Below are 12,954 nucleotides of genomic sequence, written 5' to 3' on the forward strand. Positions count from 1 at the left end.
CGTCGCTGGCTCAGTCGGCGACCTTCACATCGGCCGTCTTGATGACCTGCGTCCATTTCGGCACGTCGGACTTGATCAGCGCGCCGAACTCCTCGCTGCTGCCGCCGAGCGCCTCGGCGCCGGCCGAGCGCAGCTTGGCCTGGGTATCGGGCTGCTTCAGCACCTTGTTGAGCTCGGTATTGATGCGCGCGACGATCGGCGCGGGCACGCCTGCCGGCGCTGCCAGACCCCACCAGGTCACGGCTTCGGAGTTCTTGAGACCCTTCTCCTCGAAGGTCGGGACATCCGGCAGGTCGGCATCGCGCTTGGTCGCGAAGACCGCGATCGGGCGCAGCACGCCTTCCTTGATCTGCACCATCGCGGAGGGGACCGAGGAGATGTAGATCTCGACGCGTCCGCCGAGCAGGTCCGGCAGAGCTTGGGCCGCGCCCTTGTAGGGGACGTGCCGGAACTTGACGCCCGCGATCTGCTGGATGAGTTCGCCGGCCAGATGCGAGCTCGTCCCGACGCCCGGCGAGGCGAAGGTTAGCTTGCCGTCCTTGGCCCTAGCGGCGGCGAGCAGGTCTTCGACCGTCTTGATCGGCGAATCCTTGGCGACGACGAGCACCTGCGGAGCCGAAGCGACAAGGCCGATCGGCGCGAAATCCTTGATCGGGTCGTAATTGGCCTTGCCGAGGATCGGGTTGATCACAAGGTTGGCGTTCTGGGCGAGGACGATGGTGTAGCCGTCCGGGGCTGCCTTGCCGGCGAGACTCAGGCCAACGCTGCCGCCGCTGCCCGGCTTGTTGTCGGCCACCAGGGTCCAGCCGGTGGCCTCGCCGAGCTTCTGAGCCACGACGCGCGCAACGACGTCGGTTCCACCGCCCGGCGGGAACGGCACGACGAGGCGGATCGGCTTCTCCGGATATTGCTGGGCCGACGCCATAGTTGCCAACCCAGTCAGGGCCAATGCCGCCAGCGCCTTGTAGACAAACCTCATGGTATTCCTCCCGTTTGCTTGTTGTCGTCCGGTATCGTCCGGATCTTCAGATTTCTGCCGAGCGTTTTGGTTCAGCGCTCTAGGCGGCGAGTTCCGCCAGCTTTGCAAGGCTGCCCGCATCCGGCTTCTCGCCGTCGAGCACCGCGATGACATGTCGGGCGGCGATCTCCGCCATCGACTTGGCCGATCCCGCGGTCACACCGGCGATATGCGGTGTCCCGATCAGGTTGGGCAGGGTCCAGAGCGGACTGTCCTTGGCCGGCGGCTCGACCGCGAAGCTGTCGAGCGCGGCCCCGGCGATCCGGCCGTCCTGCAAGGCGGCGCACAGGGCCGCCTCGTTGATGAGGGCTCCGCGCGCCGTGTTGACGACGAATGAGGTCGGCTTCATCAGGCCGAAGCGGCGCGCATCCAAGAGGTCGCGCGTGGCGTTGGTCAGCGGGCAATGCAGGCTGACGATGTCGGCCTCGGCGATTAGGTCGTCGAGTTCGCGTTCGCACTCCGCGCCGAACCGGGCGATCGCCTCGCGGGCATGGGGGTCATGCAGGACGACCGGCATGCCGAGCCCCTGCGCCATCCGGGCGACATGCTGGCCGATGGAGCCGAAGCCGATCAGGCCGATCACCGTGCCGGCGATGTCACGCCCGATGAAGCTCGGCTTCGGCCATCCGCCGGCCTTCACGGCGCCGTCGAGGCGCGGGATTTCCTTCAGCAGCGTCAGCGCCAGCGCGATGGTGTGCTCGGCGACGGCGCGCGAATTCGAACCCATGGCGCGGATCACTGGGATGTCTCGCGCGGCGGCGGCGCGCAGGTCGATATTGTCGACGCCGACGCCGTGCTTGGCGATGACGCGCAGGCGGGGCGAGGCCGCGATGATCGCCTCGTCCACCCTCCCCTGTCGGACGATCAGTGCATCGACCTGCAGTTCGGCGGCGCGCTGCGCCACCTGCTCGCTCGGCGCATAGGCCGGCGAGAAGAAGACATCGACGTCATGGGCGTTGAGGAGATGGATGGCGGTCTCAGCCAGCCGGTCATGCGTAACGAGCACGCGCCTGCCACGAGTGGCGGCCTTGGAATTGGTCATCGGTGCGTTTCCTTGCGGCTGCTTCGCATCCCGCTTCGCAGCGGGTCCGGCGCCTTTCGGGAACACTATTGACCAGTCGCTCGTCACCCGTATGCTGAAATAATGGCATATATCAATGATCTTTTGTCATGAAACATCCGATCGACGGCATCGAGGCGTTCATCCAGATCGCGGAGCTCGGGAGCTTCAACAAGGCGGCTGAAAAGCTGCACGTCACGCAGACCGGCCTGACGCGGCGCATCCAGCGGCTCGAGGCTCATGTCGGGCTGAAGCTGATCGACCGGACGACGCGCACCGTCGCGCTGACGAGCATCGGTCGCGAGTTCCTGCCGGAGGCTCGGCGGATGGTGGATGCCGTCGACCGCTCGTTCGAGCGGCTGAAGACGATGTCACGGTTCTCGACCGGTGACATCACGATCGCTTCTGTCCCGTCGCTGATGTATGGGCGCCTGCCGCGCATCCTGCGGAGTTATGCAACGCGGCACCCCAACAACCGCGTCGAGATCCTCGACCGGACCAGCACCCTCGTGATCGAGGCGGTTCGGCGGCGCCAGGCCGAGTTCGGCCTGCATGTCCAGCCTCCGAACCAGCAGGATCTGCACAACGAGGTCCTCGTCCGCGACCCCTTCGTCGTCTATTGCCGGAACGACCACCCGCTGGCGGGGCGCGAGACCATTGCCTGGGCCGATCTCGGCGGCCACGACCTGATCACGCTCGGCGGAAGCAGCGGCAACCGGCTTCTGATGGAGGCGCAGCTGTCGCGCTCCGGCATCGAGGTCAAGACCAAGTTCGTGGTCGAGTATTTCTCCAGCGCGATCGGGCTCGCTTCCGAAGGGCTGGGCATCGCCATCCTGGTGGCTTCGCTCGTCGAGAACCTCCGCCCCGACCTAGCCCAGATCCCGCTGGTCGACCCGATCGTCGATCGGCCGGTCTCGCTCATCCGGCGGCGCGGCGAAACGCTGACCCCGGCCGCCCAGGCGCTCTACAACCTGATCGTGCGCGAGTTCGGTCCGCTCTGACGAGCGCAGCGCGTCCTAGAGATCACGACGCGTTGGCGCCGCAGCTGCGGATGTCTATCAAGCGGCCCACCACTCGGCCTCCAGTGCGGTGCTACCGCACGCTACTTCGCTGTCGTCTGACCGAAAATTTGCACGGCTGAATGAACCGGTGCGCCGTCTCGAAGCACTACATCGAGAACCTCGACAGCGGTCCAGCGAACGGAAACCGAAATATGAATCGCGTGCCTCCGAATGCCTCCGGAATGACGCTCACAGCCGACCAATTGAAAGCCTATCTCGCAAGGATCGGGATCGACCGGCCCGCTTACCTCGACCTTTCCAGTCTGGCGCAGCTTCACCGCGCCCATCTCATGACCTTCACCTGGGAGGCGCTGGATGCCTTCATGGGGTGGCCATCCTCGATCACGCCGGCATCCGCCTTCGCGAAAATGGTCGAAGGCCGGCGCGGCGGCTGGTGCTACGAGATGAACGGCCTGTTCGGCGCGGCGCTCGATGCGCTCGGCTTCCGGGTGACCCGGCTGTGCGGCGGCGTCAATCGTGAAATGCTGGGCGACGTCGCCATCGGCAACCACCTGACCCTGCGTGTCGATCTCGACCGCCCCTACCTCGCCGAGGTCGGCGTGGCCGATGCGATCGTCGAACCCGTGCCGCTCGCCGTTGGGCCGGTCCACCAGCGCGGCTTCGACTTTTCGATCGTTCCGGCGGAGGGAGGCTGGCTGCGCTTCAACAATCACGCCCAGGGAATCGCTCGCAGTTTCGATTTCCGGGCCGACCACAGCGACGAGGTCGCGATGGGCGCCGCGCATGGGTGGCTCATGCGGGATCCGGGCTCGCCGTTCACCAACGCGCTGGCGGTCCTGCGCCATCATGCCGATGGCTATGTCGCCCTGCAGAACGACCGCCTGCGCCGTGTTGCGGCGGGCCATGTTCGCGAAGAGCTGATTACGAGCGCGGACCATCTCGCGGATACGTTCGAAACGGTTTTCGACCTGTCCGTTCCCCGCCCCGAACGCGTTTGGGAGAAGGTCCAGGCGATCAGCCGCGACAAAGCGGCTTGATGAGCCCGATCCAGGTTGTTCGAGAGGGCTCGCAGCGCGGGTGCCAAAGGCGCAGGGCGTGCACCGAAGGCCAGTAGACGGCGCGTTTTGCAGAGGAGTAGCCTGCTCGGGCAGCGGGTTCCGCCAATGCGGCCGTGCAGGATGCTGTGATTGCACTCGAACCGGTTTCAGGCATGGGACGGATCGCGATCAGGGGGCGGTGGTGGATCGCCTTGGCGGGCGTGCTCCTAGGCTATCTGCTGCTTGCCTATCTCATACTGCCCCTGCTGTGGCGTCACCATGAACGTGAGCCCGGCCTCGCCACCCTGCCGATGGTGACACGCACCTCGAGCGGCATCCCGGGCGACGCGCTCAACGTCGGCTTGGTCGGCAGCAAGGATGATGCCCTGCGCGCGATGCATGCGGCGGGCTGGTATCCTGCCGACCCGATTACATTGCGGACGAGCATCGAGATCGTCGGCAGCGTGGTGTTCGACCGGCCCTATCATGATGCCCCGGTCAGCCCCCTCTACTACGAGGGCAAGAAAGAACAGCTCGCCTTCGAGAAGCCAGCGGGCACCAGCGCGGACCGCCGACACCACGTCCGATTCTGGATGGTCCTCGAGAAGGGAAGCGATGCGCGGCCGGTCTGGCTCGGTTCGATCACGTTTGATCGGGGCGTCGGCCTCAGCCGGGATACCGGCCAGGTGACGCACCACATCGCGCCCGACATCGACGCAGAGCGTGACTTGCTGATGGCGGACCTGGGCAAGGCCGGCATGGTCCAGACCTTCTTCCAGATTTCCGGAGTGGGCCCAACCCTGTTCGGCCGGAATGGCGAAGGGGATCCCTACTACACCGATGGCGAGATCCATATCGCCACATTGGTGGTTGGTGGCATCCGACGTGCCGAGCCGCCCGTGAGCATGCCAGCGCCTCCGCTGATAGCCCTGAAGGATCAGGTCTGGCACGGCGTCAGCGGTGCCTTCGCAGACTGATCGCGGCCCTCAGTTGTGCATACGGCTGCCGGATCGAGGAATCCGGCTCCGATCCACCTGAGGCCGTGGCCCAACCTGATCGCTTAGGCTGCGCTGCACTACGCGCGGACATCGGGAGGCCGCGGCAGGACGACAGCCTTCCGACAGCCTCATTGAGCCAGAGGCCGGGTGCGCGAGACCGCCGCCGCCAAGGAGCGGTGGTTCGTTCTCAGGCGGCTGTACCGTGGCACTGCCAGCAGCGCATTGCGCCATTATAGCGCACCAATCAACCCGCAAACGACCAATCGCATAACGTATTACTCTATTCAGAGTCCGACAATTATGGATATAATTCACATCAAGGACGATATTTCGATGATTTTGATCCGTATATGTTTCTGTTTTCGAAATATAAAGATCAAATTTTCGAATTAAATCTATCGAATATTGCCGATCAAGAACTTGGCAGATCAGGAAGTGGACATGTCGACCGCCGACCCTCCGCGATTTGACGGCGTCCGCTGCCTGATCATGGGCGGCGGCGGCTTTCTCGGTGTCCATCTGGCCAACGCCCTGGCCGATCAAGGCGCCGTGGTCCGGGCGTTCGGGCGGACACCGGCCGATCCGCGGGAGTTGAGCGACCGGGTCCAGTGGAAAAACGGACGGTTCGAGGACCCTGTGGCCGTCGCCGAAGCCGTGCGCGGGCAAGAGATCGTCTTCCATCTCCTGAGCAGCTCGGTGCCGGGAAGCCCCGGCCAGCGCCCGGCCTTCGATCTCGAAACGAATGTGCTCGGCACGTTGCGCTTCCTCGACATCTGCAACGACGCGGCCGTCAGAAAGATCGTATTCGCCTCGTCCGGCGGCACGGTCTACGGTCAAGCCGACAGCCATCCGATCCCGGAAACCGCACCGACCTATCCGATATCGGCCTATGGCGTCGGCAAGCTGGCGATCGAGAAGTATCTCAGCCTGTATCACCACCTCTACGGGCTCGAATATCTCGCCTTGCGCATCGCCAACGCCTATGGCCCGGGGCAATCCATCCTGAAGCGCCAGGGCGTCGTTGCGGCAATGCTCGACCGCGCCCTTGCCGGCAAGCCGCTCGAAATCTGGGGCGACGGAGAGGTTGTGCGTGACTTCGTTCACATCGACGACGTGATCTCGGCCTTTCTCTGGGCCGTGACCTATGACGGCCCGCACCGCGTCATGAATGTGGGATCGGGCGTCGGGCTCAGCATCAACCAGGTTGCGAGCGATATCGAAGCCATCGCCGGTACGGCCGAGCTGGCGAGGACTTATCGTGCCGGCCGGGCCGCCGACGTGCCGATCAACATCCTCGATATCTCGCTGGTCACCCGGGAGACACCGTGGCGGCCCAGGCGCGGCTGGCTCGACGGCCTGCAAGGCACCGCCCGATGGATGACTGCTAGGAGGCACGCGTCGCTTTGATGCGCCCCATTCACGAACCGCAGGAACAGGGCGCCGACAGCTGGACGGGGACGGACATTCGCGCCGCCATCCTCATTCCCGCCTATGGCCAGCCCTGGCTGACCGCCGAGGCGCTTCGATCGGCGCTGGCTCAGGTCACCGACTTCGCCTACGCCATCATTGTCGTGAACGACGGTTGCCCTCATCCGGAAACGGCCGAGGTCTGCCAGACATTTGCTGCGTCCCACCCGGGTCAAATCTTCCATCTCCACAAGCGCAATGGCGGCTTGAGCGCCGCGCGGAACACCGGGATCGAGTTCGCGCTGGCGGCCTTCCCGGATCTGGAAGCCGTTTACTTCCTCGATTGCGACAACCGCATTGGCCCGCATCTCCTGCAGCGGCTTCTGACGGCTCTGCGCAATGCCGATGCGAATGTCGGCTGGGCCTATCCGGACGTCGACAAATTCGGGTTCGCCGAATTCGCCGACACCTCGGGACCGTACTCTCCGCTGGAGCATCTCTTCCGAAATTTCTGCGAGGCAGGCAGCATGGTGTCACGGCGCATGCTCGATGCGTCGATCCGCTTCGACACCGGGATGCGCCAGGGCGTCGAGGATTGGGAGTTCTGGCTGCATGGCCTGGAGCATGGCTTTCGCGGTGTCCACGTGGCCGATGCGGGCTTTGCCTATCGTCGCCGCGGCGAAAGCATGCTGGTCGCGGCCGAGCGGGATTTCGTCCCGATCCTGCGCTACATCCGCAGCCGTCATCCGCGCCTGTTCAATCTCCGCAACGTCCTGGCGTTCGAGGCGGAGGCGCGGTCGCGCTATGCCGTCTATCACCCGGACACTGGCCTGGTTCGGTGCTTCACCGAGCTCAACGACGTCGAGATCCTGACGCGCGACGCCTATATCCGCCGCCTGCTGCGGGCGCAGCTGCGCCCGGCATTCGGCCATTGCCCCGGCCAGCTTATCATCATGAGCAGCGCAGTGTTCGACGCGCTTGTCCCGCAATCGCTGCTGGCGGGCGTGTTGTGGACGCTGGAGTGCGGGCTCACGCGATCGACGTTCGTGGCGTGTTCGCTGCAGGAGCGGTCGCACGCTGACCACCTTCTCGCCTGGACTGCAGCCACGATCGCCCAGGAGCCGACGGACATAGTCCGCCTGCCAGCGGCCGCCATCCATCTTCTGGCAGTTGAGGCGTCGTTCGTCGCCGAGCAGGCAGCATTCCGCAAGCTGGACCTGCACGCCCTGCCCCGACAGCATGGCAAGTACCATCAGGCGATCGAACTCGATCTGGCGGTGGCCGGAGCGCCGATCGGGCCCGAGCCCATCGCCGAGGCCTTTGCGGGACTGTGCCGGGACATCGCCGCGACAGGAGACGAAGCCAACCTGGCCACTTGGAAGTCGGCGGCGCCGAACCGATACCGGCTCCAGACGGCGCTGCCGCGCGACGTCTATCCGGAACTCTTCGATCTGAACTCGGCGTTCGCCTGCGGATCCACCGAAGCACGCCCCCGTGCCGTCCTGGTCCTCGCATCGGCGACGCCCGAGAGCGTCGCAATCGCCGCAAGGCTGGCGCGGGTCTTCGCCGATGAGGGCTGGGAGGTCGATCTCGTGACGCTGAAGAAGGATCTCGCGCTGGCGCCCGAGCACGCGCGCTGCTTCTCGCAGATCGTCGTGTTGCCGCTACCGCAGCTGCTGAGCCGCGTCTGGGCGCGCTCCTATCAGGGGACGAAGATGCCCTGCTTCGACCCGCCGGACATGAACGATGCCGTCGCCACATTGGCCGGCTACCACCGAGCCGTTTCGGTGGATGGCGGGGTCTCGCACACGGTGATGGGCGCTTTGCGCCGCTTGAAAGTGGAGACATGGGCATTGCTTGGGTACTGCGAAAGTGATCAGGCGGCGAGCGAGGCGGTGAACGCATGCTCAGCCTTCGAGCAGGCCTATGCCAGCATCGTCGTCGGCAATGCCGAAACCCTGCGCCTGTGCCGAGCATTTGGCATGCCCGACGCAAAGATGCGCTGCTGGCCTGATCACGGCACCCACCAGGAATTCGAAGAACTGGGGATCAAGCCGATCATTGCAGGCCCATCGACATCGACCACCAGGCAGGCCGTCTGATGATCGTTCAAGCGACAGGCCATGCGTTGCCGCAGCTCTATTCCGCAGAGCCCAAGATCATAGCAGTGACGTCCCCGGGGAAACAGGATGCGATCGCACCTCCGGATGCGGCCATGCGCTGGTATGATTGCGAGCTGATTGGCCCCGACCACTTCGTCCTGAAAGAGGCGGGGGATGCTGCGGACGCGTTGCCGTCGACCTTTCGCCCTCTGGAGGTGCCACCGACGAACGTGTGGGTCCTTTGGGCTCCCGATCCAGTCCATGAGCGCTCCCTGCGCGTCTTGCAGGCGTGGTGGTCGAGCATGGGAGGATCGGAGACGCCGGTCCCGATCGTCGTGGGAAGCAGGGCGGACCTCGACGCAGCCATACTCGAGCGATCCTTGCGCGAGATGCGCAAATCGCAGCACAGCAACCAGCTGTTGATGCGGGATCTGGCGGCGCTGCGGGAAAGTTGGGCCCATCATGTCCGGATCCCACCTGAAGTCGAGGAGCTTCTCGCCACGTTGCGAATGGGGCTACCGCACCTGATCTTCGACAGTCCCACTCCCTGCGATGATGTCGAAATTCCCGGATGCCCCACAGGGCCAGAGGTCGCCGGCACGGAACCGTGCCTGACCCAGCGCTTGCCCGGCTCGGCGCGAGGATGGCTCGGGGTCGATCTTCACGTCGCCGATCCCGGCCGGGGTCCCGGCTCGTTGCATGCGCGGCTTGAGGCCTCCGATCTGGGGGCCGTTCTGGCGCAGTGGCGCGTCCCGTTCGACGCCCTCTGCAGTGGCTGGCTCCCCTTGCGCCTCCGCAGCGCGTCGTCACGGACCTCCCGCTCCCTGACGCTCAAGGTCTGGGTGACAGGCGGCGAGGTGGCACCTCGCCTTTCCAGCAGCCCGACCGGTCTCCTGCACGAGTACCGGTTCGAGCCCCAGCGGCCGGCTCAGCTGGATGGCCGGGCCACCGCCGGCATGCTTGCGATCAAGCTGTGGGGCGGCTTGCCGGGACTCCGCTATTTCGAAGCCGAGGATGCGGTCCAGCCGTCACAGGCCGCGGCGGCCACCGTCTCCGTTCCGGACCTGACCGTCGCCAAGGTCTATCTCACCCGAGAGCAGTCGGCTGCTTACCCGGTGTTCGGGTACATGGGGAGCGGCAACGTTCTCCTGCGACCTCTGAAGACCACGCCATCTGCGGCCGTCATCAGACTGCCAGCCACTCCCGGCCTGACCGAGATTTCCTGCGAAGCCCTGATCGACGACAGGCGCTGCCAGACGCCGAATCTCGGTGCCCGGCTGGTGGTCACGCCGTGCGGGATCGGTCCGGACGATGCCGAAAGCGGCAGCAATGTTCTCGCGGCAACCGAATGGACCGAGTTGAGCGAGCCGCTCGTGCCGTCTCGGTTGATTGCCCGATTGGCGTTGCCACGGAACCAGCCGGTCGACCTGCACCTGTTCACGCGCTTACCCGAGCCGGGTCCAATCCCGCCGCACGCCCGCGTGGTGTTCGGTCGCTTCGAAGTGGAGATCCATGCTGCCGCGGCATGGAGCATGGCAGCCGTACTGGCGGTCGCAGATGACGGGGCGGATCGGCAGTTGGTTATGGCAGCAGCTGAAAGCTGATCGCGATTGTCCAAGACGGGTGCGGCAGCATGACGGGCCAATCCCGGCCGCACCCAGGTGAAGATCTGTGATTAGCACTGGCCCAGGCCGCTCCTGAGTCGATAGATGGGCGCATGGAAACGCGCTTTACGCTCGCTGGGCCTTTTTCATTCCGCCAGGACATCAAGAAGAGCAGCTTCGTTGCGACGGCCGCTCCCGTCGCCGATGAGGCCGCCGCCAGAGAGTTCATCGCCGCGCAGTCCGACCGGGCGGCCAATCACAATTGCTGGGCTTGGCGTTGCGGGCCGAGCTACCGGTTCAACGATGACGGTGAACCGAGCGGCACCGCTGGAAAGCCGATCCTTGCGGCCATCGACGGACAGGCGCTCGACGGCGTCGCCGTCATCGTGACGCGCTGGTTCGGCGGAGTCCTGCTGGGCAGTGGCGGGTTGGTGCGTGCATATGGCGGCACGGCGGCCCAATGCCTGCGCGGGGCCGAGAAGATTGCCCTGATCGAGACGACCTTGGCGATGATCACTTGTGCATTCGGTGATCTGGCGCGCGTTCAGGCGCGGCTGGGCGATCAGCCAGGGGTGCAGCTGCGCGATCAAGCGTTCACGGACACCGGCGCAGTGCTGTCGGTGTCCGTTCCGAAGGCGGAGTTCGATCTGGTGACCCAGTTGGTGACGGACGTGACCAGCGGGCGCGCCGTGATCCGCTGGGACGAATAGTGGCCCGATTTTTCGCCGGCTGCGCCTGCCTTGCGTGGCAGACGCTCAGAACGCGACCTTGTCGGCGCCCTTGAGCTGCAGCACCTCGCGGGCATCGTCCGGCGTCGCCACTTCGAGGCCGAGCCCCTCGATGATCATGCGCGCGGCCCTGACCTGATCGGCATTGGACTTGGCGAACTGCCCCGGCCCCAGCCAAAGCGAGTCCTCCAGCCCGACGCGCAGATTGCCGCCCATCGAGACCGCCATGGCGGCGATCGGCAGCTGGTGCCGGCCGGCGCCCAGCACCGACCACTGGTACTGGTCGCCGAACAGGCGGTCGGCGGTGCGCTTCATATGGATGACGTCCTCCGGATGCGGGCCGATGCCGCCGAGGATGCCGAAGACCGACTGGACGAAGAAGGGCGGCTTTACCAGCCCGCGATCGACGAAGTGCGCCAGCGTGTAGAGATGGCCGCTGTCGTAGCACTCGATCTCGAAGCGCGTGTTGTTCTCGGCGCAAGTCGTCAGGATGTTCTCGATGTCCTGGAAGGTGTTCTTGAAGATCCGGTCCTTCGAGCCCTCGAGATAGGGCCGCTCCCAGTCGTGCTTGAAATCCTTGAACCGGGCCAGCATCGGGTAGAGCCCGAAATTCATCGAGCCCATGTTGAGCGAGGCGACCTCAGGCTTGAAATGCGCGCAGGGTTGAAGCCGCTCCTCCACGCCCATGGTGGGCGCGCCGCCAGTGGTGATGTTGATGACGCAGTTGGAGCGCTGCTTGATCACCTTCAGGAAGGGCTCGAAGGCTTCGGGCGACTGGTCGGGCTGGCCGGTCTTCGGGTTGCGGGCGTGGACATGGACCAGAGCCGCACCGGCTTCCGCCGCGCCGACCGCAGCGTCGATGATCTCGTCCGGCGTCACCGGCAGATGCGGCGACATCGACGGCGTGTGGATCGCGCCGGTGACCGCGCAGGTGATGATGACTTTGCGGTTTTTCGCCATGGCGTCTCGTCCTTTCAGCCTGATCTCAATTGGGGGTGACGGGCGTCACTCCGGCTTGCGTGCCGAACCGCGCTTATGTGCCTGCAGCGCGGCCAGCCTCGTGTCGCGCCACTCGCTCAGATGCTTGACGCGCTCGGCCGATTGCGTGCCCGGCCATTCGCTCATCACGGTCGCGACCGTCTCCGGGCCGAACGGGTCGATGCCATCGGACTCCGGCTGCATGCGCGCGAGCGAGGCGCCGTAGCGCGCACAGTAATCCGGGATGCCACCCGGAGCGTTGAGTTCGATCGTCTCGAACGGCCCCATGAAGGACCAGCGCAGGCCGAGCCCGTCGCGGATAGTCTTGTCGACATCCTCGGCGCTGGCAACGCCCTCGCCGACAAGCCGGAACGCCTCCGCCAGCAATACAGCCTGCAGGCGGTTCAGCACGAAGCCGGGCTTCTCCTTGCGCAGCGTGATCGGCACCTGGCCGGCCTGCTCGTAGATCACCTTGGCTCGTTCGACGATCGCCGGATCGGTCCAGGGCGCGGGCGCGAGTTCGACGATCGGCACGAGATGCGGCGGGTTGACCGGATGCGCGACGAGGCAGCGCGCCCGCCCTTTCAGGCCCTCGCTGAACACCGAGGCCATGATGAAGGAGGTCGAGGACGCCAGGATGGTGGAGGCGGGCGCGAACGCGTCCATCTCGGCGAACAGTTTCTGCTTGGCCTCGATCGTCTCCGGCCCATTTTCCTGGACGAGGTCGGCTCCCTGCAACGCATCGGCCAGCCCCGCGGCGACGCGGATACGAGCAAGCGAGCCCTTCGGGTCGGCGACCAGGCCGTGCCCGGCGAGCTCCTCGAGATTGGTGGCGATATGCGCCCGCGCCGCCTTGGCTGCTCCCGGTGCGACGTCATGCAGCGCAACCTCGAAGCCATGGCTGGCGAAGACGGTGGCCCAGGCGCGGCCGATCAGGCCCGAACCGACGATGGCGATCTTGGTCATGGGGTATCCTTGATGAGGCGCTTTACGTCGGGGA

The 12,954-nt window shown here is 65.4% G+C and carries 11 protein-coding genes; 7 read left to right on the top strand and 4 right to left on the bottom strand.

Annotated elements, in window-relative coordinates; all coding sequences use genetic code 11:
* Positions 1–10: 10 nt before the first annotated feature.
* Both VGN82_RS21615 and VGN82_RS21620 read right to left on the bottom strand, forming a co-directional pair.
* The gene (locus tag VGN82_RS21615) at positions 11–979 is read right to left on the bottom strand and encodes a Bug family tripartite tricarboxylate transporter substrate binding protein (RefSeq protein WP_327529104.1); all 969 of its coding nucleotides are present in this window, start codon (positions 977–979) and stop codon (positions 11–13) included.
* Positions 980–1,058: 79 nt separating this feature from the next.
* Positions 1,059–2,060, bottom strand: coding sequence for a hydroxyacid dehydrogenase (locus VGN82_RS21620; RefSeq protein WP_327529105.1), 1,002 nt, complete (start codon positions 2,058–2,060; stop codon positions 1,059–1,061).
* Between the two features lie 128 nt (positions 2,061–2,188).
* Between VGN82_RS21620 and VGN82_RS21625 the strand changes: the two genes are divergently transcribed.
* The 7 genes from VGN82_RS21625 to VGN82_RS21655 all read left to right on the top strand — a co-directional run bounded on the left by VGN82_RS21625 (position 2,189) and on the right by VGN82_RS21655 (position 10,958).
* Entirely contained in the window at positions 2,189–3,079 is an 891-nt protein-coding gene (locus VGN82_RS21625) for a LysR family transcriptional regulator (protein WP_327529106.1), read from the top strand.
* A gap of 212 nt (positions 3,080–3,291) precedes the next feature.
* On the top strand, positions 3,292–4,137 hold the full coding sequence (locus VGN82_RS21630) for an arylamine N-acetyltransferase family protein (protein WP_327529107.1): 846 nt from the start codon (positions 3,292–3,294) through the stop codon (positions 4,135–4,137).
* A 173-nt stretch (positions 4,138–4,310) separates the two neighbouring features.
* Positions 4,311–5,114 (top strand): LssY C-terminal domain-containing protein, encoded by an 804-nt coding sequence (locus VGN82_RS21635; RefSeq protein WP_327529200.1) that lies wholly within the window; start codon positions 4,311–4,313, stop codon positions 5,112–5,114.
* Between the two features lie 462 nt (positions 5,115–5,576).
* A complete protein-coding gene (locus VGN82_RS21640) occupies positions 5,577–6,542 on the top strand; it encodes an NAD-dependent epimerase/dehydratase family protein (protein WP_327529108.1) in 966 nt (321 codons plus the stop codon).
* The gene (locus tag VGN82_RS21645; RefSeq protein ID WP_327529201.1) at positions 6,542–8,644 is read left to right on the top strand and encodes a glycosyltransferase family 2 protein; all 2,103 of its coding nucleotides are present in this window, start codon (positions 6,542–6,544) and stop codon (positions 8,642–8,644) included. The genes VGN82_RS21640 and VGN82_RS21645 overlap by 1 nt, the downstream gene beginning before the upstream one ends.
* Before the next feature lie 113 nt (positions 8,645–8,757).
* A complete protein-coding gene (locus VGN82_RS21650; RefSeq protein ID WP_327529109.1) occupies positions 8,758–10,248 on the top strand; it encodes a DUF6212 domain-containing protein in 1,491 nt (496 codons plus the stop codon).
* Positions 10,249–10,361: 113 nt separating this feature from the next.
* Positions 10,362–10,958 (top strand): IMPACT family protein, encoded by a 597-nt coding sequence (locus VGN82_RS21655; protein WP_327529110.1) that lies wholly within the window; start codon positions 10,362–10,364, stop codon positions 10,956–10,958.
* Positions 10,959–11,003: 45 nt separating this feature from the next.
* On the opposite strand, the gene kce is transcribed toward VGN82_RS21655, so the two are convergent.
* The gene (kce, locus tag VGN82_RS21660) at positions 11,004–11,936 is read right to left on the bottom strand and encodes a 3,5-dioxohexanoate:acetyl-CoA acetone transferase (protein ID WP_327529111.1); all 933 of its coding nucleotides are present in this window, start codon (positions 11,934–11,936) and stop codon (positions 11,004–11,006) included.
* Between the two features lie 45 nt (positions 11,937–11,981).
* Entirely contained in the window at positions 11,982–12,920 is a 939-nt protein-coding gene (locus tag VGN82_RS21665) for a 3-hydroxyacyl-CoA dehydrogenase (protein ID WP_327529112.1), read from the bottom strand.
* Positions 12,921–12,954 lie beyond the last annotated feature (34 nt).

This window comes from Allobosea sp. (assembly GCF_035999205.1).
Classification (GTDB): domain Bacteria; phylum Pseudomonadota; class Alphaproteobacteria; order Rhizobiales; family Beijerinckiaceae; genus Allobosea.